This window comes from Bradyrhizobium sp. LM2.9 (assembly GCF_054056555.1).
In genome coordinates this window covers 2236311-2259558 of sequence record NZ_JBSRYJ010000002.1, presented here as the reverse complement: position 1 = coordinate 2259558, position 23248 = coordinate 2236311, and the positions used below count along the sequence as shown (strand labels likewise).

The window sequence follows — 23248 nt, the reverse complement described above, 5'->3', positions numbered from 1 at the left end:
CGTGAGTGAATTGCTACATCCCGCGGCCCCCCATCACCTGCCTTCCTTCATCACCGCGCCTGGAGAAACCGACGTCCTGATGGTCGTCGTCGGCATTGTCCTGATCGGCGCCGTTCTCGCGGTCGGGAATCTCTATTTGCACCTGCATACGATGCCGGAGCGGATGGCTCACAAGTCGCAGAAATTCCAGTTTGAAATCGTGGCCGTGCTGGGGCTGCTGGCGCTGTTCACGCATAACCACCTGTTCTGGGTGATCGGCCTGTTCCTCGCCATGATCGATCTGCCGGACTTCAGCACGCCGCTACGCAAGATTGCCGGGTCGGTCGAGAAGATGGCCGGCGTCGCGCCCGGGCAGGATCCGACCGAGCCGCCAGGTGAAACCGTTGCCGCGCAGCCTTCCGCAGGAAGCAATGCCAAGGCCGAGAGCGCCAAGAGCGAAGTGGCCAGCCATGCTTGAGCTGCTTCTCTGTTCCCTCCTGACGATATTTCCGGACTATCTCTATCGCCGTTATCGGCAGGGAAAGCGCATCGGGTACGAAATCACGCTCTATTCGGTCTGGTTCGAGCTGCGATTTGGCATCATCGCCTGCCTGATGCTTACGGTCTCGCTCATCACGATGATCTTCTATTTTCATCCGTCGACGTCGTCGGCGACGTTGTTCTATCGGACTGTCCCGATCATGACCGAAGTCAACGGCCGGGTTGCCGAGGTTCATGTCGACGTCAGTGCGGACGTCAAGCAAGGCGAGGTGATTTTCAGGCTGGACAGCGCCAAGCAGGAAGCGTCGCTCCTGACGGCCAAGCGCAAGATCGCCGAAATCGACGCCGCCATGCTGGCCGCGCAGGCCGATGTCATGAAGGCGGAAGGCCAGCTTCAGGAGGCAAAGGGTTCGCTGCAGCAGGCTCAGGACGAACTCGATACCAAGACTGAATTGCAGAAGCGCAACCCCGGAATCGTTCCGCAGCGCGACATCGAAAAGCTCGGTGTGGCCGTTGCGGGTCGCCAGGGCACTCTAGACGCGGCGACCGCTTCCAAGCAATCCGCGACAACGCGGCTGAGCGCTCTGCTACCGGCGGAGAAGGCAAGCGCCGAGGCCGCATTGGCCGAAGCGCAGGTCGATCTGGACAAAACCTTCATTCGGGCCGGCGTCGACGGGCGGGTAGAGCAATTTGGACTGAGGCCAGGTGACATCGTTACGCCAAATATGCGCACGGCCGGCGTCCTGATCCCGCAGGGTGCAGGACGGCGTGCTCTCATGGCAGGGTTTGGGCAGATCGAGGCTCAGGTCTTGAAGATCGGAATGGTGGCCGAGGCCACCTGCATTTCCAAGCCGTGGACGATTATCCCGATGGTGATTACCGGTGTGCAGGACTACATCGCGGCCGGCCAGTTCAGGGGCGGTGAACAATTGGTCGAGGCGCAGCAGGTCGTGCGGCCCGGCACCATTCTCGTTTTCATGGAGCCGATCTACAAGGGCGGGCTGGAGGGCGTGACGCCCGGCAGCAGTTGTGTCGCCAACGCCTACACCAGCAATCACGAACTGATCTCGTCAGGGAAGCTCGGTTCGTTCAAGAGCTTCGGATTGCATGTCGTCGATGCGACCGGGCTTGTGCACGCCATGCTGTTGCGGATTCAGGCCCTGCTGTTGCCGATCCAGACGCTGGTGCTGAGCGGGCATTGACCCGCCCGCAACGGCCAAAGATTAGCCCCGCCCGCGATAAGGCGCGACGCCCTGCTCGGGCAGCCACAGGCCCTTCGGCGCGCGGCCGGTCTGCCAGAACACGTCGATCGGGATGCCGCCCCGCGGATACCAGTAGCCGCCGATGCGCAAGAACTTCGGCTTGATCTCACTCGCGATGCGCTTGCCGATCATCACGGTGCAGTCCTCGTGGAAGGCGCCGTGATTGCGGAAGCTCGCGATGTAGAGCTTGAGCGACTTCGACTCCAGCAGCCATTGGCCGGGGGCGTAGTCGATCATCAGATGTGCGAAATCCGGTTGTCCCGTGACCGGGCAGAGCGAGGTGAATTCCGGCACGGTGAAGCGCACCAGATAGTCCGTGCCCTTTTGCGGATTGGGCACACGGTCGAGCTGAGCTTCTTCCGGCGTGTGCGGCCATTCGACCGCACGGCCGAGCTGAAGAGATTTCTTCGCCATCGTCGTCACATCCTGTTTCGGATGCCGGGATGGACGCAAACGCCGCGGCCGTCAACCGGCGGCGATCGTCTGGATCATGATGATCCGGTCGTTGCCGGACTCGCAGCCCCAGAGCTCGCCCGGCCTGCCGTCGAGCTGGCGCACATTGGCATTGGCCTTGTCGCTGGCGAACACGTTGAACTTTTCGGTGGCGGGATCGAAGCGGACGATGGCGTTGGCGGAGAAATCGGTCAGCCAGACCTTGTCCTTGTCGTCGACATAGACCGCGTAGGTGCGGGGACGTTCGCCCGGCAGCTTCCAGGTCTTCCAGGAGGCTTCCGCGGGATTTGTGCACCGAGACGTGGCCGCTGTTCCACTCGCTGACCCAGATCCGGCTGTTCGAGTCGGACCAGACGCGCCGCGAGCCCTGGCCCGGCGTCGGCGGCTCGACGACAGCGGCATTACCGGTCGCAAGATCTATCTTCGCGATGTAGCTGCCGGCGAGCGAGGCGTACCAGACGTCGCCCTTGGGCGTGACGGTGATGCCGTAGGGGCCGACGCCCTTGGGCGCCCTGAACACGTCCATGCCGCCCGAGTTCGGCTTGAGCCGGCCGTAATAGCCGGACTGGCCGGTGAACCAGTAGGTGCCGGCCTTGTCGAACACGCCGGTGTTGAGATTGGCGTAGGCGAACTTTTCGGGCAGGCGGAACAGCGTGACCTTGAGGTCGGAAGGGTCAACGCGGGCGATCGCATTCTGGCCGCCCTCGGTGATCCAGGGCGCGCCGTCGGGGCCGATGGTCACGCCGTGAGGGGCCGCGCCCTCGCCGAGGCTGACCGTCTTATAGCTGCCATCGTTCGGATCGAGCCTGCCGAGCAGGCCCTTGCCCTGGGCCGTAAACCAGACCGTGCCATCAGGGGCGGGAGCGAGGTCGTGCAGACCGATGCCGGAGCTGACGGGGAAGTATTTTGTCCTGAACGGGCCTTCCTGCGCAAAACTTGGGCGGGCCGCGAGAAGGGCGGCGCTCGAGGCAAGAAACTGGCGGCGATTCATGGCGTTACCCCGACTGTTTCAGATTGAGGTTTTGCGCGCGGACCAGATGCCGTCAACCTTAGTCCCGGACGCCTCACGCGTCAGTCGAAGCACGCCGTCCAAGCGTTCACATTTGCTTGCGCTCCGTGTAAGACCCGCGGCACCGATCAGCCCTAACGAACGGAAGTGCATATCATGACCGCCATCATCGACATCATCGGCCGCGAAATTCTCGACAGCCGGGGCAATCCCACCGTCGAGGTCGACGTCGTGCTGGAAGATGGCGCGCTTGGCCGTGCTGCCGTGCCGTCCGGCGCCTCCACCGGCGCCCATGAGGCGGTGGAACTGCGCGACGGCGACAAGGCCCGCTATCTCGGCAAGGGCGTCACCAAGGCGGTCGGCGCCGTCAACGGTGAGATCTTCGAAGCCCTGAGCGGTCTCGATGTCGAGCAGCAGGCCCAGCTCGACCAGATCATGATCGACCTCGATGGCACGCCGAACAAGAGCCGGTTGGGCGCCAACGCCATCCTCGGCGTCTCGCTCGCCTGCGCCAAGGCGGCCGCGAACTCGCTCGACATGCCGCTCTACCGTTACGTCGGCGGCACCTCCGCGCGCCTCTTGCCGGTGCCGATGATGAACATCATCAATGGCGGCATGCACGCCGACAACCCGATCGACTTCCAGGAGTTCATGATCCTCCCCGTGGGCGCGTCCTCCTTCGCCGAAGGCCTGCGCTACGGCGCCGAAGTCTTCCATACCCTGAAGTCGGAATTGAAGAAGGCCGGCCACAACACCAATGTCGGCGACGAGGGCGGCTTTGCCCCGAACCTGCCGTCGGCGGACGCCGCGCTCGAATTCGTCATGAACGCGATCGGCAAGGCCGGCTACAAGGCAGGCTCCGACATCGTCATCGGCCTCGACTGCGCCTCGACCGAGTTCTTCAAGGACGGCAAGTACGTCTATGAAGGCGAGGGCAAGACCCGTTCGATCTCCGAACAGGCCAAGTATCTTGCCGACCTCGTCTCGCGCTATCCGATCGTGACCATCGAGGACGGCATGTCGGAAGACGACATGGACGGCTGGAAGGAGCTGACCGACCTCGTCGGCAAGAAGTGCCAGCTCGTCGGCGACGATCTCTTCGTCACCAACGTCAAGCGCCTCGCCGAAGGCATCAAGGCGGGACGTGCCAACTCGATCCTGATCAAGGTCAACCAGATCGGCACGCTGACCGAGACGCTCGCCGCCGTCGAGATGGCGCACAAGGCCGGCTACACCTCGGTGATGTCGCACCGTTCCGGCGAGACCGAGGATTCCACCATCGCCGACCTCGCGGTCGCCACCAATTGCGGTCAGATCAAGACCGGCTCCCTTGCGCGCTCCGATCGCACCGCCAAATACAACCAGCTCCTGCGCATCGAGCAGCAGCTCGGCAAGCAGGCGCTCTACGGCGGCAAGGCGGCACTGAAGGCGCTGGCATAAGCCAGCTTCTCGACAAAACAGGGGAGGATCGACATGAGCGACGGCAACACCGGCCTGCAACTGCGTTCGCTGATCAAGAAGAGCGGTGAACTCGAGATCTCGCTCCTGGACGTGGCGACCCCCGAACCCGCCGCGGACGAGGTCGTCGTCCGCGTCGAGGCGGCGCCGATCAATCCGTCCGACCTCGGGCTCCTGATCGGGGCAGCCGATATGAGCACGGCGAAGGCTTCTGGCGGCAAGGATGCCCCCGTCATCACCGCGAAGGTGCCGGAAGGCGCGATGCGGGCGATGGCAGGCCGGCTCGACGAGTCCATGCCGGTCGGTAACGAAGGCGCGGGCGTCGTGATCAGGACCGGCTCATCGGAGGCCGCGAAGGCGCTGATGGGCAAGACCGTCGCCATGATCGGCGGCGCGATGTATGCGCAGTATCGTACGTTGAAAGTGCGCGAGTGCCTGCCGCTGCCCGAAGGCACCACGCCGGCCGAAGGTGCCTCCTGCTTCGTCAATCCGCTCACGGCGCTCGGCATGACCGAGACTATGCGGCGTGAGGGTCACAAGGCGCTGGTGCACACCGCGGCCGCCTCCAATCTCGGCCAGATGCTGAACAAGATCTGCATCAAGGACGGCATCCCGCTGGTCAACATCGTGCGCAGCAAGGAGCAGGCCGACATCCTGCACAGGATCGGCGCCAAATACGTCGTCGATTCCACCGCGCCGAGCTTCCTCGGCGATCTCACCAATGCGCTGGTCGAGACCGGCGCCACCATTGCCTTCGACGCCATCGGCGGCGGCAAGCTCGCCGGCGATATCCTCAACTGCATGGAAATCGCGATCAACAAGACCGCCAAGGAATACAGCCGTTACGGCTCCAACGTGCACAAGCAGGTCTATGTCTACGGTGGGCTCGACATCCGCCCGATCGAACTGCCGCGCGGCTTCGGCATGGCCTGGGGCGTCGGCGGCTGGCTGCTGTTTCCGTTCCTGATGAAGATCGGGCAGGCGGACGGGGCCAAGCTGCGCCAGCGCGTGGTCGACGAACTGAAGACCACTTTCGCCAGCCACTACACCAAGGTGGTGTCGCTTCAGGAGGCGCTCGATCCCGCCAATATCGCGGTCTACGCCAAACGCGCCACCGGCGAAAAATTCCTCATCAACCCAAATAAATAATCGCGACGTGCGACGGCACGTCACCGAAAGAAGGTCTTGCCTTCTGAGCGAAGCGGGAGATTATTCCGCCGCCATTTGAAAGCGGAAAACCGCAAGGCGCTCAGAAGGGGACCTCTCCATGACCGATCTCAATCGCCGTCATCTGCTCGCAGGCGCCGCCGCCGTCGGTGCGGCTGCCGTAACCGGCCTCCGGCCGACCATTGCCAATGCCGCAGTGCCGCAAGCCGGGACGCAGGCGCCGGGCTTCTATCGCTACAAGGTCGGCAGCTACGAGTGCACCTCGATCAATGACGGCGCGCGCACGTTCCCGATGCCGGACAAGTTCGTCGTCAACGCGCCGAAGGAGGAAGCGCTGGCCGCAGGCGAGGCTGCCTACATGCCGAAGGGCATGGTCACGGTGCCGTTCAATCCGCAGCTCATCAACACCGGCTCCAAGCTCGTGCTGATCGATACCGGCAACGGCGTTGCCAATCTCGAGCCGAGCAAGGGCGCGGTCGGTCGCACGCTGCAGAACCTCCAGGCCGCCGGCATCGACCCCAAGAGCATCGACGTCGTGCTGCTCTCGCATCTGCATCCTGATCATACCAATGGCATTCGTCTCGCCGACGGCGCGCTCGCTTTCCCGAATGCGGAGATCATGGTGCCGGGCAAGGATTGGGAGTTCTGGACCAGCGAGGACAACGCCGCCAAGGCCGAGTCCAATCCGATGATGAAGAACTACTTCGCCAACGTGAAGAAGACGTTTGCCGGCCTCGAATCCAAGGTGACGAAGTACGATTGGGGCAAGGAGGTCGCGCCCGGCATCACCTCGATCGCGACGCCCGGCCACACGCCGGGTCACACCTCGTTCGCGGTGGCGTCCGGCGATGCCAAGGTGCTGATCCAGTCGGATGTCACCAACATTCCGGAATTCTTCGTTCGCAATCCGGACTGGCATGTCGCGTTCGACACGGATGGCCCGCTGGCACAAGCAACCCGCCACAAATTCTACGACATGGCGGCGGCCGAGAAGGCGACCGTGATCGGCTTCCACTTCACCTTCCCCTCGGTAGGTCATGTCGAGAAGGATGGCGCCAAATATCGCCTGATCCCGTCGGCGTGGAACCCGACGATCTGAGCCGGGTTGCAGATTTGTACGAAAGATCAGGCCGCCACTTGGCGGCCTGATTGTTTTGGGCGGCTGTTTCAGAAACTCAGCGTTTCCAAATCGATCTGGTCCATGCACTTGCATCCATCGCGCGAGATGGCTTAAGTGCCGCCCCGGCACTCCCGCTCAAGCTCTGAGGACATTCCATGGCCTACAATATCGTCACGATCGCCGGCAGCCTGCGCAAGGACAGCTTTTCGCTGAAGATCGCCAATGCGCTTGCCAAGCTGGCGCCGGCCTCCCTCAAGCTCGAGGTCATCACGCCGGCTGGCGTCTCGTTCTTCAACCAGGACCTCGAGGGCGCGCCGCCGGCCGACTGGTTGTCTTTCCGCGAAAAGATCCAGAAGTCGGACGGCGTTATCTTCGTCACGCCGGAATACAATCGCGCGATCCCGGGCGTGCTGAAGAACGCGATCGACGTCGCCTCGCGGCCCTATGGCAAGAGCTCGTTCAACGGCAAACCGGTCGGCATCATCTCGAATTCGCCAGGCCCGCTCGGCGGCGTCAGCGCCGCCAAGACGCTCCAGAACATCCTGCCGGGTATTTCCGGCCCGATCATGCAGCAACCGGAAGCCTATTTGAACGCGGTCGGCGACGCCTTCGATGCCGACGGCAATTTGACCAAGGACTCCCTGAAGCCCGTGCTCCAGGCCTATATCGACGCGTTTGCGGTACACGTGGCGAAGCATCACGGCTGAGGCCGCTCGATCCTTGGCATGCCCGGACAGGCCCGGGCATGCCAATTGGCGGTGGGAGTGGCGGCAATTAGCACGCCCTTAACCAACCTGAACCATCTTCCCAGGATGGTCTCCCGCGCGCGCCTGAAATCGATCCTGACCGGTCTCGCCCTCTATGCGATGGCGGCCGCAATCGTCGGCTATTTCGGCGTCAACGCCTATACCGGCAAATACGGCCTCAACGCCCGCCAGGAGCTCGACCAGGAGATCGTCGCGCTGACCAGCGAGCTGGCGCAGCTCAAGCGCGAGCGCGCCAGGAGCGAGCAGCGCGTTTCGCTGCTGCGCTCTGCGAAAATCGATCCCGACATGCTGGACGAGCGGGCGCGCTTCCAGCTCGACTACGTCAATCCGCGCGATCTCGTCCGGATGATTCCGGCGAACTAACGCGCGTCGGCGCTGGCGACGCGCCTTCGCGAGCACGCAGCCTGTCACTGATTCCATCGATCCGGCGCGATCGGGACAAGCGCGAAGCGCGTTGCCGTCGTGCGGATGACGTCAGCATGTCTGCTATCTGGTACTCCACACACCATAGCGTGAGTGACCGGAGCTAATGTTGCCCGATCAGCGCCAAACATTGTGCAATATTTCGACCACGTTGCGGTGCGGCATAACGAAACTTGCGCCGCATCGCCGCGGTGCTTTCCAAGGGCGTTTGAGTTGGGTTAGAGAGGGCTGAAGTTTTCTCTGACCCGGAATTCCCATGGCCGCACCCAAGAAAGCCGCCGCAAGCACTGCACAGGACAAGACCGACGGCGGTTCGCCTCCGGAATTCAGCAGGGAGCAGGAGCTCAAGGCGCTCCGCGACATGCTCCTGATCCGGCGGTTCGAGGAAAAGGCCGGCCAGCTCTACGGCATGGGCGCGATCGGCGGCTTCTGCCACCTCTATATCGGCCAGGAGGCCGTGGTGGTCGGGATGCAGATGGCCTTGAAGCCGGGTGATCAGGTCATCACCGGCTATCGCGATCACGGCCATATGCTCGCCACCGGCATGGAAGCCAACGGCGTCATGGCCGAGCTCACGGGCCGTCGCGGCGGCTATTCCAAGGGCAAGGGCGGCTCCATGCACATGTTCAGCAAGGAGAAGCACTTTTACGGCGGCCACGGCATCGTCGGCGCGCAGGTCTCGCTCGGCACCGGGCTCGCTTTCGCCAATCACTATCGCGGTAACGACAATGTCAGCGTCACCTATTTCGGCGACGGCGCGGCCAACCAGGGCCAGGTCTATGAGAGCTTCAACATGGCGGAGCTGTGGAAGCTGCCGGTGATCTACGTCATCGAGAACAACCGCTATGCCATGGGCACTTCGGTCTCGCGCGCGTCGGCGCAGCAGGATTTCTCCAAGCGCGGCGCCTCCTTCAACATTCCCGGCCAGCAGGTCGACGGCATGGACGTCCGTGCCGTCAAGGCCGCCGGCGATGAGGCGGCGGCATGGTGCCGCGCCGGCAAGGGGCCCTTCATCCTGGAGATGCAGACGTACCGTTATCGCGGCCACTCGATGTCCGATCCCGCAAAGTACAGAACGCGCGAGGAGGTCGAGAAAGTCCGCCACGACCAGGATCCGATCGAGCAGGTGCGCAACCGCCTGTTGGCCGCCAAGGTCAGCGAGCAGGATCTGAAGGCGATCGACGCCGAGGTGCGCGAGATCGTCAACGCGTCCGCCGATTTCGCCCAGCATGATCCCGAGCCGGATGCCGCCGAGCTCTGGACCGATATTTACCGCTGAACGCGCGCAAGCTTTCTTTTGGAGTCGATATGCCAATTCAAGTGCTGATGCCCGCGTTGTCACCCACGATGGAGAAGGGCAACCTTTCCAAATGGCTGAAAAAAGAGGGTGAGACGATCAAGTCCGGCGACGTCATCGCCGAGATCGAGACCGACAAGGCGACCATGGAGGTCGAAGCGACCGATGAAGGTACGCTCGGCAAAATCCTGATCCCCGAGGGCACAGCCGACGTGGCCGTGAACACGCCGATCGCGACGATTCTGGCTGATGGCGAGAGTGCCGCCGATCTCGCGAAGGCGCCCGCTCCGCAGCAGAAGGCAGCCGAATCCGCAGCCCCCGCCGCTGCAAAAGCCGAAGCGCCCGCGCCCAAAGCTGCGCCGGCACCGCGGGCCGTCGCAGAACCCGACCCGGAAGTGCCCGCCGGCACCGAGATGGTGACGCAGACCATCCGCGAAGCCCTGCGCGATGCCATGGCCGAAGAGATGCGCCGTGACGCCGACGTCTTCGTGATGGGCGAAGAGGTCGCCGAATACCAAGGCGCCTACAAGGTGACGCAAGGGCTGCTTCAGGAATTCGGCGCCAAGCGCGTCATCGACACGCCGATCACCGAGCACGGCTTTGCCGGCATCGGCGTCGGCGCCGCGATGACCGGTTTGAAGCCGATCGTCGAGTTCATGACCTTCAACTTCGCCATGCAGGCGATCGACCAGATCATCAACTCCGCGGCCAAGACGCTCTACATGTCCGGCGGACAGATGGGCTGCTCGATCGTGTTCCGCGGGCCCAACGGCGCCGCCGCCCGCGTCGCCGCCCAGCACAGCCAGGACTATTCCTCCTGGTATTCGAACGTCCCGGGCCTCAAGGTCGTCGCGCCGTTCTCAGCCGCTGATTACAAGGGCCTGCTCAAGGCTGCGATCCGCGATCCCAATCCGGTGATCTTCCTCGAGAACGAGATGCTCTACGGCCACACCGGCGAGGTGCCGAAGCTCGACGATTTCGTGATTCCGATCGGCAAGGCGCGCATCGTGCGCTCCGGCAGCCATGTCACCATCATCTCCTGGTCGAACGGCATGAGCTACGCGCTGAAGGCCGCCGACGAGCTCGCCAAGGATGGCATCGAGGCCGAGGTGATCGACCTGCGCACGTTGCGTCCGATGGACACCGAGACCATCGTCAACTCCGTCAAGAAGACGGGACGTGCCGTCACGGTGGAAGAGGGCTGGGCCCAGAGCGGTGTCGGTGCCGAGATCGCCGCGCGGATCATGGAGCATGCATTCGACTATCTGGATGCGCCGGTCGCCCGGGTCTCCGGCAAGGACGTGCCGATGCCCTATGCCGCGAACCTGGAAAAGCTCGCGCTGCCTTCGGCGGCCGAAGTGGTCGAGGCCGCCAAAGCCGTCTGCTACAGGTAGACCATGGCGGGCCCGAAGGAGCAGCCATTGCCACCCGACGTCCTCGTCCGCGATGATGCGGTCGAGATCCTGCGCGTGTTCGTGCTGGACGGCGGGCTGTCGATGGCGTTCCAGCGGGCCTTCGACGAGCCCGACATGTGGGGCCTGCTGCTCGTCGATCTCGCCCGTCACGCCGCGCGCGCCTATGCGCGCGAGAGCGAATACACCGAGGAGGATGCGCTGACCCGGATCATCGAGATGTTCCAGGCCGAGATCGAGCGTCCCACCGACACCGGCACCACGACGCCGCGCGGGAAGGGACACTGACCGTGGCGATCGAATCCTATCATTTCGATTTCATGCTGGAGGCGATCCGCGAGGCGGAAGCCTCGATCGCGCAAGGCGGCCTGCCGATCGGCGCCGTGCTGACCCGCGACAACAAGGTCATCGCCCGCGGCCACAACAACCGCGTGCAGGAAAAGAACGTCATCCTGCACGGCGAGATGAGCTGCCTGCGCCAAGCCGGCGTGATCTCGTTCCACGACACCGTCATGTACACGACGCTGTCGCCGTGCTCGATGTGTGCCGGCGCGCTCGCTCTGTTCAAGGTCCAACTGGTGGTGATCGGGGAATCCGTCACCTTCCCGGGCTCCAAGGACATCCTCGACAAGTTCGGCATCCCCTGGATTGATCTTGCGGACGACCGCTCCATCACAATGATGAAGAATTGGCGTTCCAATCCTGCCAATGAGCGCCTGTGGCAGGGCGACATCGGCAACTAAACCTGGTCTGTTCGTCCTCGCTTCCGGGGACGGCATTTTGAGAAGTTCTTCGTGAGGTCAGCATGCCCATCAACATCCTGATGCCCGCTCTTTCGCCGACGATGGAGAAGGGCAACCTCGCCAAATGGCTGAAGAAGGAAGGCGACAAGGTCAAATCCGGCGACATCATCGCCGAGATCGAGACCGACAAGGCGACCATGGAGGTCGAGGCCATCGACGAGGGCACGATCGCCAGGATCCTGGTGCCCGAGGGCACGCAGGATGTCCCCGTCAATGACGTGATCGCGGTGCTGGCCGGCGAGGGCGAGGACGTGAAAGCGGCAGGTGCCGCCAAGCCCAGCGCGTCGGCCGCACCTCCGAAAGCTGCCGAAGCACCGGCGCCAGCGCCTGTCGCGCCCAAGTCTGCGCCGCCCAAGGCTGCGCCGTCGCCCGCCGCTACTCCCGCGGCGAAAGCTGCCGCTGCACCGGCCGCGCAGGGCAACGGCCATGGCGGCCGCGTGTTCTCCTCGCCGCTGGCGCGCCGGCTCGCCAGGGAATCCGGCCTCGATGTGTCGATGGTGACCGGCACCGGCCCGCATGGCCGCGTGGTGGCACGCGACGTCGAGCAGGCCAAGTCCGGCAAAGGCCTCAAGGCGCAAGCGACGGCGTCGTCAGGTGCGCCCTCGAGCGCGCCGACCATGTCGGACAAGCAGATCCTGTCGCTGTTCGAGCCGGGCTCGTACGAGGTCGTCCCGCATGACGGCATGCGCCGCACGATCGCCCAGCGCCTGACCGCGTCGATCCAGAACGTCCCGCACTTCTACCTCACCATCGATTGCGACATCGGCAAGCTGCTCGCCGCACGCGAGGAGATCAACGCCGCCGCGCCGAAGGACAAGGAGAAGAAGCCGCTCTACAAGATTTCGGTCAACGACTTCGTCATCAAGGCGATGGCGGTCGCGCTGCAGAAGATCCCGAATTGCAATGTGAGCTGGACCGAATCCGGAATGGTCAAGCACCACCATTCCGACGTCGGCGTTGCGGTGGCGATGCCCGGCGGCCTGATCACGCCAATCATCCGCAAGGCCGAGACCAAGACGCTCTCCACCATCTCCAACGAGATGAAGGATTTTGCGACACGCGCCCGCTCGCGCAAGCTGAAGCCCGAGGAGTATCAGGGCGGCACCACGGCCGTTTCCAACCTCGGCATGTTCGGCATCAGCCACTTCACCGCCGTGATCAATCCGCCGCATGCGACCATCCTCGCGGTCGGCACCAGCGAGGAGCGGCCTGTGGTGCGCGGCGGCAAGATCGAGATCGCGAACATGATGAGCGTGACCTTGTCCTGCGATCACCGCGCCATCGACGGCGCGCTCGGCGCCGAGCTGATCGGTGCCTTCAAGCAACTGATCGAAAATCCCGTCATGATGATGGTGTGACGAGAAAATTCGCGTCGTCATTGCGAGCGAAGCGAAGCAATCCAGGACGTGACCGGCAGACTGGATTGTTTCGTCGCAAGAGCTCCTCGCAATGACGGTCTCGAACATTGAGGCCGGTTGAACGGGAACGAACGCAAAGCATGGCCGATACATCCTTCGACATCATCATCATCGGCTCCGGTCCCGGCGGCTATGTCACCGCGATCCGCGCCGCCCAGCTCGGCTTCAAGGTCGCGATCGTCGAAAAATCCTATCTCGGCGGCATCTGCCTGAACTGGGGTTGCATCCCGACCAAGGCGCTGCTGCGCTCGGCCGAGATCTATCACTACATGCAGCACGCCGGGGATTACGGCCTGTCGGCGGAGAAAGTGTCGTTCGACCCGAAGGCGGTGGTGCAGCGCTCGCGCGGCGTCTCGAAGCGGCTCAACGACGGCGTCGGCTTCCTGATGAAGAAGAACAAGGTCAGCGTGATCTGGGGCGCCGCATCGATCGACGCGCCCGGGAAGGTCACCGTGAAGAAGTCCGACGTCGAGGGTCCTAAGGGCACGCTGGGCGAGGGAGCTTATCAGGCAAAACACATCATCGTGGCGACCGGCGCGCGGCCGCGCGTGCTGCCGGGGCTCGAGCCCGACAAGAAGCTGATCTGGACCTATTTCGAGGCGATGGTGCCCGAGCGGATGCCGAAATCGCTGCTGGTGGTCGGCTCCGGCGCGATCGGAATCGAATTCGCCTCGTTCTTCCACACCATGGGCTCCGAGGTCACCGTGGTCGAGGTGCTGCCGCAGATCCTGCCGGTCGAGGACGCCGAGATCGCCGGCCTTGCCCGCAAGCGTTTCGAGAAGCAGGGCATCAAGATCATGTCCTCGACCAAGGTCACGAAGCTGGAGAAGAAGGCCGACAGCGTCGTCGCCACCATCGACGACGGCAAGGGCAAGCCGGTCACGACCGAGTTCGAGCGGGTGATCTCGGCGGGGGTGAGGCGTCGGCGTCGTCGGCAATATCGAGAATCTCGGCCTCGAAAAGCTCGGCGTCAAAACCGATCGCGGCGTCATCGTGATCGACGGCTACGGCAACACCAACATCCCCGGCATCTATGCCATCGGCGACGTCGCGGGTCCCCCGATGCTCGCGCACAAGGCCGAGCATGAAGGCGTGATCTGCGTCGAGGCGATCAAGGGCCTGCACCCGCATGCCATGGACAAGAACCTGATCCCGGGCTGCACCTATTGCCAGCCGCAAGTGGCCTCCGTCGGCCTCACCGAAGCCAAGGCCAAGGAGGGTGGCCGCGAGATCCGCGTCGGCCGCTTCCCCTTCGTCGGTAACGGCAAGGCGATCGCGCTCGGCGAGGACGAGGGCCTGGTCAAGGTGATCTTCGACAAGAAGACCGGCCAGCTCCTCGGCGCCCACATGATCGGCGCAGAGGTCACCGAGCTGATTCAGGGCTACGTCGTCGCCATGAATCTGGAGACCACGGAAGAAGAGCTGATGCACACGGTATTCCCGCATCCGACGCTGTCGGAGATGATGAAGGAAGCCGTGCTGGATGCCTATGGCAGGGTGTTGAATATCTGACTGCCGCCAAAGAGACCGTTCGCAAAATAAGAAGGAAACCAGCCCATGCAGGACAACGACAACCTCACCATCGAGCGCCCGAGCTTCGTCACCCATCTCGAATGCGCGATGGAAGGCGATCATTACGCCGCCGATCAGGTCCACAATCTCTCCAAGGCCGGCAAGCCGCTGCTCGTGCGTTACGACCTCGCGGGCGTGAAGAAGGCGCTGACCAAGGACGCGCTCGCCCAGCGCCCCGCCGACATGTGGCGCTACCGCGAGCTGCTGCCGGTGCGCAAATGCAAGGACATCGTCTCGCTCGGCGAGGTCACGACGCCGCTGATCCGGCTGCCCAAGCTCGGCGCCAAGCTCGGCGGCGGCGAGATCATCGTCAAGGACGAGGGGCGGCTGCCGACCGGCTCGTTCAAGGCCGCGCGGCCTGGTCATGGCAGTGTCGATGGGCAAGGCGCTAGGCATCAAGCACATGGCGATGCCGACCAACGGCAATGCCGGCGCGGCGCTCGCGGCCTATGCGACCTCCTGCGGCATCAAGACCACGATCTTCTGCCCGGCCGATACGCCGGAGGTGAATGTCAGCGAGATCGAGCTTCAGGGCGCGACCGTCTACCGCGTCAACGGCTATATCGACGATTGCGGCAAGATCGTCGGCGAGGGCAAGGCGAAAGTCGGCTGGTTCGACACCTCGACCTTGAAGGAGCCGTACCGCATCGAAGGCAAGAAGACGATGGGCCTCGAGCTCGCCGAGCAGCTCGGCTGGGACGTGCCCGACGTGATCTTCTATCCGACCGGCGGCGGCACCGGCCTGATCGGCATGTGGAAGGCGTTCGACGAGCTCGAGAAGATCGGCTTCATCGGAAGCAAGCGCCCGCGCATGGTCGCGGTGCAGGCGTCGGGCTGCGCGCCGATGGTGCGCGCCTACGAGGCCGGTACCGAGCATGCGACGCGCTGGGAGGATGCTCACACCATCGCTTCGGGCATCCGCGTGCCGCAGGCGATCGGCGACTTCCTGATCCTGCGCGCGGTGCGCGCGAGCAAGGGCTTTGCGATCGCGGTCGACGACGACAAGATCTCGTCGGCCCTGAACGAGGTCGCGCGCGAGGAGGGGCTGCTATTGTGCCCCGAAGGCGCCGCGACCTACGCCGCGTACAAGGAGAGCCTCGCCGACGGCCGTGTCAGCAAGACCGACCGCGTGATGCTGTTCAACTGCGCTACCGGCCTGAAATACCCGCTGCCAAAGGTCGACCGCACGCTCGATCGCCACAAGCCGATCGACTATTCGCAGTTCTAGCGCGTCATTTCGTCTCTTTGCGAACGATCCCTCTTCCCGTACGCGGGAAGAGACAAGAATAACAATGTCATCGCTGGGAGAACACAATGAAGGCCACTTGGGCTGCGCTGGTTGCTATTCTCGCTGTTGCAGGCGCCGCGCGCGCCGACGATTATCCTTCACGTCCCATCACCATCATCGTTCCCTTCGCCGCCGGCGGGCCGTCGGATGCGATGGCACGGGTGCTTGCCGAGCGGATGCGAACTTCGCTCGGCCAGGCCCTGGTGATCGAGAACGTCACCGGCGCCGGCGGGTCGATCGGCGTCGGCCGCGCCGTGCAATCGCCGCCGGACGGCTACACGATCTCCTTCGGCCATCTCGGCACCCACGTCGCCAACGGCGCCGTCTACAAGCTCAACTACGATCTCGTCACTGACCTCGAACCCGTGGTGCTGCTGCCGAGCAACCCGATGATCGTCGTCAGCAAGAACGCGGTGCCCGCGACCTCGCTGAAAGAGCTGATTGAATGGCTGAAGTCGCGGCCGTCGCCAGCAACCGCGGGCACGGCCGGCGCGGGGTCCGGCAGTCACATCGCCGGGGTCTATTTCGAGAGCGTCTCCGGTATCAAGCTGCAATACGTGCCGTATCGCGGCACCGCGCCCGCCCTGAACGATCTCATCGCCGGCCAGATCGACGTCATCGTCGACCAGACCTCCAACTCCATCAACCAGGTCCGCGCCGGCACCATTCGCGCCTACGCCATCACCGACGACAAGCGCCTGTCGTCGGCACCCGACATCCCGACCACGGCGGAGGCCGGGCTGAAGGGTTTTAGCATGACGCTGTGGTCCGGCCTGTGGGTGCCGAAGGGTACGCCGAAGGCAATCGTCACCAAGCTCAATGCCGCAGCCGTGGAAGCGCTGAACGATCCCGCCGTGAAGAAGCAGCTGGAAAGTCAGGGCCTGGAGATGACGCCGCAGGATCAGCTCACGCCCGAAGCGCTTGGCGCGCGTCAGAAAGCCGAGATCGCGAAATGGTGGCCGATCATCAAGGCCGCGAACATCAAGGTGGATTGAGGGGCGGTGTCTGCGTTCCGAGCGCAACACCCACAGACCTCATCCTGAGGAGGCATCGCGGCCGTCTCACGAAGGATGCGCCGCAACCGAGAGCGGGGCCTTCACCCTTCGAGACGCCTGCTTCGCAGGCTCCTCAGGATGAGGGGATAGAGCGGATGCAAACGGATTTCACTCCGTTCCCGTAAATCCCACCGGCGTCGCCACGGCCGCCGCATCCTTGGTCACCACGCGCTGATCGCTCTTGCCGGCGACCATGCCGCTGCCCTCGAACCGGGCGCGATAGACCAGCACGTTTTCAATCACGCGCTGGACGTAGTTGCGCGTCTCCGACAGCGGGATGCGCTCGACCCAGTCGACCGGATCGACCTTGGGGTCGCGGGGATCACCGCGTGCCTGCACCCATTCGCGCACGCGGCCACGGCCGGCATTGTAGCCGGCGAAGGTCATGATCTGGTTGCCGCGGTATTCCGAGAGAAGTGCGCTGAGCTCGGCCGCCCCCATCTGCGTGTTGTAGACGGGATCGGAGACCATCTTGTCCCAGTCATAGGTCACGCCGAACCGCTTGGCGGTATCGCGGCCGGCTTCCGGCGTCACCTGCATCAGCCCGACTGCGTTGGCCGCCGACTTGTCGCGCTGGTCGAACGAGCTTTCGGTGCGCGCCACCGAATAGATCACGCTGGTCTCGATCGCAGGCGCCACCTGCTTGTGCTCGGGAATGCCGATGGTGGGGAAGGCGTAGTGGTCGAGCGCAAGCCCGCGCGCCAGCGCTGATTTGCCGACCTCCAGCATGACCCGCGCGTCTTTGTGCCGGCCGGCGAGCTCGCCGAGCGCTTCGAGCGCCGCGACGTCGGTGCTCTCCTTGGCGAAATCCTCGGCGTAGTAATACACCATGTCGCGCTCATTGACGCCGTAGAGCATGTCGGCGGCGCGCACGCGTTCGTCCGTGGGCGGTGTATCAGCCGCGGCCAGCACGGGCGAGGGCGCGCGCAGCTCGATCCGGTCAAGGCCGAGTTTGGCGCGGGCGAGCTGTCCGTAATAGGCGGTCGGATAGCGCGCCGCCGTCTGATAGCTCAGGCGCGCATCGGCCGTTGCGTTCATCGCCTCGGCGGCGCGGCCGCGCCAATAGTTGGCCCGCGACAGCGCGATCGGATTGGCCGAACCTTCGTCGATCGCGGCGAAATGCATCATCGCCGCCCTGGGATCGTCGAGATAGCGCAGCGCGATCCAGCCGCACATGAAGTGATAGTCGACGCGATAGACTTCCATCGCGGGGACGGCCGCCGAGCGCACCACGTCATAGGCGGTTTTGAACTTGCCTTGGTCGAGCAGCTTTCGCGCAAGCAGGCGGCGCTCGCGCCACCAGGCGTCGGTGTCCTGAGCCGCCATCGTATCGGGCGCGGCGGCCAGGATCACCTCGGCGGCGTCGTCGATGCGGTCGTTCTGGAGATGCCATTGCGCGCGGCACAGCACATAGCCGAGATCGCGGCGCGCCTCGGCCGGAACGTCCTCGAGATAGTCCTTGGCCTTGGTGACCTTGCCGGTGACGGCGGCGCAGGCCTTGACGATCGCGAGCGCATCCTCGCCGAGCCGCTTGGCGGCGCGCCGCGCTCCTGCGTAGTCCTTGGCGCCGAGACGCTTGTCCATGCGGGCGCGATGGTCCTCAGCGGTCAGGAGATCGCGGAACGCTTCGTAGGAATCCTCTTCGCTGCGCTCGGACAATTCATCCGTGCGCCAGGCCTCACGCACCAGACGTGCGGCCCTGTCGCTGTCGCCCTCCGTCACCAGCACGCGGGCGAGCGCGAACTTGCCCTTGGCGCTGGTCGGCCGGTCCATCGTGAATTTGTGCACCGTCGCCGCGTCGGCCTTCTCCTGCCACAGCCGGGCCTCGGCACGGCGGCGGAGCAGGGCGCTGCTCGGCCAGTCCGGATTGGCGGCCAGGAAGGCGGCGTAGCGCTTGAAATTCGCGGTGCTCTCGGAATGGCGCAGCATGAACCAGTCGGCGAGTTTCTGTCCGGCGGGGTCAATGATGCGGTCGCGCGCCGCGCTCGCATCGTCGGTCTTGCCCTTTCGCGCGAGGTCGATGGCGTCTTTCAACGCGGCGAGATCGCCGGTCAGCGGCGGGACTGCCTGCTTGTCCGAGGGCTCGTCGTCGGACTTCTTGGACTTGCGCTTGGCCTCGGCATGCTTGCCGTGCCGCGCTTTGCCGGCGGAGGCATGGCGCTGCTTGCCGGCTTTCGCTTCATGCGTCTTCTTCGGCGCGGACGATTTGTGACTGCTCTTCGCTGCCAGCTCATTAGGAATGAAGGCCAAAGCGGCCACGGCAACGACACACGCGAGCGAGCGTAGGCACTGGTTCATTCGATGGTCCCCCCGCGAAACCACTACAAACCAAGGTCCGCGACGACATGCGGCTTGAGAATCAAGGACGACATCAAAACGATGCCACCACATCGTTTCGCATTCCTCACGCTCGTTCAACAATGCGGCAAAATACGGATCGGGAACGCGGGAACTTCCGAAACGCCGGGAAAAGGCCGCTTTTTTAACCTTCTCGGGGTTCGCGTGACGGTTGCGCACAGCTCACGGCGTCGCGAATGGCCAGATTGCGCGTGTTCCCCCGTCAAATCCGGTGTACTGAGTTCCCTCAAGCCATCCTTTCAGCCTTTGCTCCGTACCCATGCCACTTTTCAACCAGTCGATCCGGCGCAAGATCGTCGGCATCGCCCTCGGATTGATCGTCCTGATGCTGGTCACCTCGATCCTGTCGATGGTGATGTCGAGCCAGGTCGGTGTCCTGCTCAACGAGCTGACCGATCGCTACATCCCGGCCTATGGCCATCTGGCACGCGCCAACATCCGATCGCTGGAACGGGCACTCGCATTGCGGCGCATGGTCATGACCAAGATGCAGTCGCCGTCGGACGAAGAGGCCTATGCGGCGCGCCTTCGCGAGTTCGAGGAAACCGACCGCAGGATCGAGGAGGAGGCCGAAAGCGCGCGCAAGCTCATCAACGCGATTATCGACGATCCCAGAACGGCCTCCGACAATGCCGCGCTGGCGCGGATCGAGACCCGCATCGAGACCGCCGTCGCCGAGCTGCGCCGTGACCTGAACGAGGACCACGCAAAACTCCTTAAGCAGGTCGATGGCAAACAGATGACGGAAGCGCGCGGCACGCTGGAACATCTCGATCTGTTGCGCGATCAGTTCAATCAGCAGATCGATGCGATCCGCGCCGACATGCTGAAGCAGGTATTTGCCAGCACATCGCAGGTGATAGGTCGTCAGCGTCAGGCGATGATCATTTCGGGCATCGTGACCTTGCTCGCGGCGATCGTCGGATTCGCTTTTGCGCTGCTGGTCAGTAGCGGCATCACGCGTCCGGTGCGGCTGTTGCTGGCTGGCACCCGCGAGGTCGAGGCGGGCCGGTTCGACAAGACCATCACTGTCTCGACCCAGGACGAGATCGGCGAGCTCGCCGCCGCCTTCAACCGCATGATCGAGCAGTTGCGGCACAACGAGCGCATTCGCGAGACCTTTGGCCGCTACATCGATCCCAAGGTGGTGCAGGGCCTGATCGACCGGCCGGAAGTCGCCATCGACGGCCAGCGCCGGGTCATGACCATCATGTTCTGCGACATGAGCGGCTTCACCTCGATGAGCGAAGGCATGACCCCGCGCGGCCTGGTCAAGGTGATGAACCACTATTTCACGGTGATGTCCGCCCCCGTCAGGAACCATCGCGGCATCATCGACAAATATATCGGCGACGCCATCATGGCCTATTGGGGTCCACCCTTCATCGAGGAGGACGAGCCGGCGCTGCTCGCAGGCCTTGCTGCCATCGACATGGCCGATCAGGTGCCTGCGCTGCAGCAGCAATTGCCGGATCTGCTCGGCATCCGCGCCATGCCCGGGCTTTGCGATCTGCGCATCGGCATCGCCACCGGCGAAGTCCTGACCGGCAGCATCGGCTCCGAGCTGATGATGAGCTTTACCGTGATGGGCGATGCCGTGAACCTTGCCTCGCGCTTGGAGGCCGTCAACAAGACCTATGGCACCCGCATCCTGATCTCGCAGGCGACGGCGGATGCGATCGGCTCGCACCTCGCGCTGCGCGAGGTCGATCGTCTTGCAGTCGCCGGCCAGAGCGCGCCGCAAACGATCTTCGAGGTGATGGGCCGGGCAGGCGCGCTCACTGCCGCGCATGAGAGCCTGCGTTCGCACTACGCCGAAGGCCTCGCCGCCTATCGCGCCCGACGCTTCGACGAGGCGCGTGCCGCCTTCAACGCGGCGCTCGAAGCCGTCCCCGGCGATGGCCCCGCGCGCGCACTGCTCGCCCGCCTGGCGCAGTTCGAGGTTAATCCGCCGGACGAAGGCTGGAACGGCGCCTGGCGGCTTCAGCAGAAATAGCCGGCCGCGGGAAAAATTGGTTCTACTCGATAACGATGTTCGCCGTGACCTATTTCCCGGGCTTAGGTTTGATGTCCTTGAGGCGTTTGATGGGGATACGCCGATGACAGAACTTGAGGACAGGCTGGAGCGGTTCGAGACGCTCACCGCGGAATGCGAGTTGATCGCCAAGCTCGCCACCGACCGCACCAAGCGGGAATTTTATCTGAAGCTTTCGGAGCAGTATCGCCAGCTGGCGTTGGATATGCGTCAGGCGATCGCGACCAAGGCTGCGGCCTGACGCCGGCTGCAATCCGTTCTTAACACTTGGCGCGCATCCTACATGTCGATGCGGGGACGCTTGCTGTGCTTCTCCGCTGTGGGAATGCCGGGGCACGTTGCGATGCAGCGCGCCTTGTAAACATTGTTTTGTCGTGCCTCACAGGGCGATCCCATGCGGCTCCTTGCGGTGATGATTCTTGCGCTCATGACGGCAGCCTGCAATCAGGAGCAGGACATCACCGGCTCGACCCCGGTCTGCGCAATGCGGAACTACACCTCCTACAATTCCCGCGACATGAACCAGTGCGTTGCCGCCTGCAAGGCGTGCGACCACGGCAACACGGTCACTTGCAGCACCTCTTGCACCCTCAAGGGTGCGCGCTGAGCTGCTCAACTTCCTGGAGTTAAGAGGCCGCCGTGGCCTTGAAGGTGTTTTGGCACCGGAACGATTCACATCGTAGCCCGCCGTTCGACCCCCTCGCAGGGCGGCTGGGAACTGCCGCGGGAGGAGGATCCAACCAGTGCAAATGTGCTAGGATCGCTGCCAGGAGTTCATTCATGGGCCATCAGTTCCTGCCGCCCCACGCAGACTGTTTCCGCCTTCACCCGGTCGCGCCGCGACTTGCGCCGATGTTCGGCTTCGCGCTGCTGACCGTGTCATGCGCGCTTGCTAGCTTTGCGTTCGCCTGCGCCACGCCGTTTGCGGCTTTTGCGGTTGTCGCCGCCGCGATGCTGCCGCTGGGTCCGGCGCTGCTCGTCGTTACCGGCGCGTGGCTGGTGAACCAGACCATCGGTTTCGGCGTGCTGCACTACCCCCTTGACGCCAGCACCATCGCCTGGGGCTTTGTCATCGGCGCGGCCGCGCTTCTATCGACCACCGGGGCGTCGGCCGTGCTTCGCATGCTGCCGCAAGGCCGCACGCCGCTGATGCTGGCGATCGCGCTCGTGGTCGCCTACGTGGCCTACGAGTTCACGCTGCTTGCCGCGACGCCGTTCCTCGGCGGAGAGGGCGCTTTCACCTCTGTCATCGTCACGCGCATTGGGTTGACCAGCGCCGTCTGGCTCGCCGGCCTCGTTGCCGTCTGTGAGATCCTCCGCCTGGTCGATCCGTTCAGCCGTGCGACGCGGAACGCCTAAGCGCCGCGTCCTCGCCAAAGCCGCCGGCATTTCCGTCCCTGCGATCCGCTACTACGAGAGCATCGGTCTTCTGACGGCGCCGGCGCGGCAAGGAGGCCAGCGCATCTACGGCAGCGACGACCTCAGGGCGCTCAGTCTCGTCAGGCATTGCCGCGAGCTCGACTTCTCGATCGACGAGACGCGCGACATCTTCGCATCCGTTCAGCGGCGGCTGCCCTGTAGCGACACCAAGACTTTTGCGGAGAAGCACCTCGGGTCGATCAGGAAGAGAATTGCGGAGCTGCGCGCTGGAGATGACGTTAGCTGCGCTGGTCAGCGGCTGCGAGGCGACGTGCTGCGGGAGTGCCGCGCCGGATTGCGTGATCCCGCAGCCGGGATGCGGGGTCTCGTAACCCGATGGAGCGAAAGCGCAATCCGGGGGCCGCTCGCCCGTCATCGGGCACTTGCCGGATCACGCTTGCGCTCCACCGGACCTTGCTGTTTCGCCCCTCTGTCAAGCCGGCGCATCTAAA

The 23248-nt window shown here is 64.0% G+C and carries 20 protein-coding genes and 3 pseudogenes; 20 read left to right on the top strand and 3 right to left on the bottom strand.

Annotated features, from left to right (window positions below; all coding sequences use genetic code 11):
* The first annotated feature begins 1 nt into the window (after position 1).
* Positions 2–457 carry a hypothetical protein gene (locus ACVWW3_RS12280; protein WP_247446580.1) on the top strand — a complete coding sequence of 152 codons (456 nt, stop codon included), beginning with the start codon at positions 2–4 and terminating at the stop codon, positions 455–457.
* On the top strand, positions 450–1682 hold the full coding sequence (locus ACVWW3_RS12275; RefSeq protein WP_456649901.1) for an HlyD family secretion protein: 1233 nt from the start codon (positions 450–452) through the stop codon (positions 1680–1682). Before ACVWW3_RS12280 ends, ACVWW3_RS12275 begins: the two co-directional genes overlap by 8 nt.
* A gap of 21 nt (positions 1683–1703) precedes the next feature.
* Here ACVWW3_RS12275 and queF read toward each other — a convergent pair whose 3' ends face one another.
* Positions 1704–2156, bottom strand: coding sequence for a preQ(1) synthase (gene queF / locus ACVWW3_RS12270; RefSeq protein ID WP_456649902.1), 453 nt, complete (start codon positions 2154–2156; stop codon positions 1704–1706).
* Positions 2157–2207: 51 nt separating this feature from the next.
* A pseudogene (locus tag ACVWW3_RS12265) lies at positions 2208–3186 on the bottom strand (Vgb family protein).
* Between the two features lie 174 nt (positions 3187–3360).
* Between ACVWW3_RS12265 and eno the strand changes: the two are divergent.
* From eno to ACVWW3_RS12200, 13 genes and pseudogenes are all read left to right on the top strand, one after another.
* On the top strand, positions 3361–4644 hold the full coding sequence (eno, locus tag ACVWW3_RS12260) for a phosphopyruvate hydratase (RefSeq protein ID WP_007590612.1): 1284 nt from the start codon (positions 3361–3363) through the stop codon (positions 4642–4644).
* 33 nt (positions 4645–4677) lie between these two features.
* Positions 4678–5811 (top strand): zinc-binding dehydrogenase, encoded by a 1134-nt coding sequence (locus ACVWW3_RS12255; RefSeq protein WP_456649904.1) that lies wholly within the window; start codon positions 4678–4680, stop codon positions 5809–5811.
* 118 nt (positions 5812–5929) lie between these two features.
* Positions 5930–6928, top strand: a complete 999-nt coding sequence (locus ACVWW3_RS12250; protein ID WP_456649905.1) for an MBL fold metallo-hydrolase — start codon at positions 5930–5932, stop codon at positions 6926–6928.
* Between the two features lie 176 nt (positions 6929–7104).
* Positions 7105–7656: an NADPH-dependent FMN reductase gene (locus ACVWW3_RS12245; protein WP_247446588.1), complete on the top strand. Its 552-nt coding sequence runs from the start codon at positions 7105–7107 to the stop codon at positions 7654–7656.
* A gap of 105 nt (positions 7657–7761) precedes the next feature.
* Positions 7762–8079 carry an FtsB family cell division protein gene (locus ACVWW3_RS12240; RefSeq protein ID WP_247349469.1) on the top strand — a complete coding sequence of 106 codons (318 nt, stop codon included), beginning with the start codon at positions 7762–7764 and terminating at the stop codon, positions 8077–8079.
* Between the two features lie 316 nt (positions 8080–8395).
* Complete coding sequence (pdhA, locus tag ACVWW3_RS12235) at positions 8396–9418, top strand: pyruvate dehydrogenase (acetyl-transferring) E1 component subunit alpha (protein ID WP_456649906.1); 1023 nt, start codon at positions 8396–8398, stop codon at positions 9416–9418.
* 29 nt (positions 9419–9447) lie between these two features.
* A complete protein-coding gene (locus ACVWW3_RS12230; RefSeq protein WP_456649907.1) occupies positions 9448–10830 on the top strand; it encodes a pyruvate dehydrogenase complex E1 component subunit beta in 1383 nt (460 codons plus the stop codon).
* Positions 10831–10833: 3 nt separating this feature from the next.
* Complete coding sequence (locus ACVWW3_RS12225; protein WP_456649908.1) at positions 10834–11136, top strand: DUF5076 domain-containing protein; 303 nt, start codon at positions 10834–10836, stop codon at positions 11134–11136.
* A 2-nt stretch (positions 11137–11138) separates the two neighbouring features.
* Positions 11139–11591: a nucleoside deaminase gene (locus ACVWW3_RS12220; RefSeq protein WP_247446590.1), complete on the top strand. Its 453-nt coding sequence runs from the start codon at positions 11139–11141 to the stop codon at positions 11589–11591.
* 62 nt (positions 11592–11653) lie between these two features.
* Complete coding sequence (locus ACVWW3_RS12215) at positions 11654–13009, top strand: pyruvate dehydrogenase complex dihydrolipoamide acetyltransferase (RefSeq protein WP_456649909.1); 1356 nt, start codon at positions 11654–11656, stop codon at positions 13007–13009.
* A gap of 140 nt (positions 13010–13149) precedes the next feature.
* Positions 13150–14581 (top strand): annotated as a pseudogene (gene lpdA, locus ACVWW3_RS12210) (dihydrolipoyl dehydrogenase).
* Positions 14582–14626: 45 nt separating this feature from the next.
* Positions 14627–15869 (top strand): annotated as a pseudogene (locus ACVWW3_RS12205) (threonine synthase).
* A gap of 86 nt (positions 15870–15955) precedes the next feature.
* On the top strand, positions 15956–16924 hold the full coding sequence (locus ACVWW3_RS12200; RefSeq protein WP_354047960.1) for a tripartite tricarboxylate transporter substrate binding protein BugD: 969 nt from the start codon (positions 15956–15958) through the stop codon (positions 16922–16924).
* Between the two features lie 168 nt (positions 16925–17092).
* Here ACVWW3_RS12200 and ACVWW3_RS12195 read toward each other — a convergent pair whose 3' ends face one another.
* Positions 17093–19282: a lytic transglycosylase domain-containing protein gene (locus ACVWW3_RS12195; protein ID WP_456649911.1), complete on the bottom strand. Its 2190-nt coding sequence runs from the start codon at positions 19280–19282 to the stop codon at positions 17093–17095.
* A gap of 319 nt (positions 19283–19601) precedes the next feature.
* On the opposite strand from ACVWW3_RS12195, the gene ACVWW3_RS12190 reads away from it, so the two are divergent.
* The 5 genes from ACVWW3_RS12190 to ACVWW3_RS12170 all read left to right on the top strand — a co-directional run bounded on the left by ACVWW3_RS12190 (position 19602) and on the right by ACVWW3_RS12170 (position 23247).
* Positions 19602–21338, top strand: a complete 1737-nt coding sequence (locus ACVWW3_RS12190; protein WP_456671973.1) for an adenylate/guanylate cyclase domain-containing protein — start codon at positions 19602–19604, stop codon at positions 21336–21338.
* Positions 21339–21441: 103 nt separating this feature from the next.
* Positions 21442–21618, top strand: a complete 177-nt coding sequence (locus ACVWW3_RS12185; protein ID WP_247349180.1) for a hypothetical protein — start codon at positions 21442–21444, stop codon at positions 21616–21618.
* 153 nt (positions 21619–21771) lie between these two features.
* Complete coding sequence (locus ACVWW3_RS12180) at positions 21772–21984, top strand: hypothetical protein (RefSeq protein WP_247349178.1); 213 nt, start codon at positions 21772–21774, stop codon at positions 21982–21984.
* A gap of 173 nt (positions 21985–22157) precedes the next feature.
* The gene (locus ACVWW3_RS12175) at positions 22158–22736 is read left to right on the top strand and encodes a hypothetical protein (RefSeq protein ID WP_456649912.1); all 579 of its coding nucleotides are present in this window, start codon (positions 22158–22160) and stop codon (positions 22734–22736) included.
* Positions 22717–23247: a MerR family transcriptional regulator gene (locus ACVWW3_RS12170; protein ID WP_456649913.1), complete on the top strand. Its 531-nt coding sequence runs from the start codon at positions 22717–22719 to the stop codon at positions 23245–23247. The genes ACVWW3_RS12175 and ACVWW3_RS12170 overlap by 20 nt, the downstream gene beginning before the upstream one ends.
* Position 23248 lies beyond the last annotated feature (1 nt).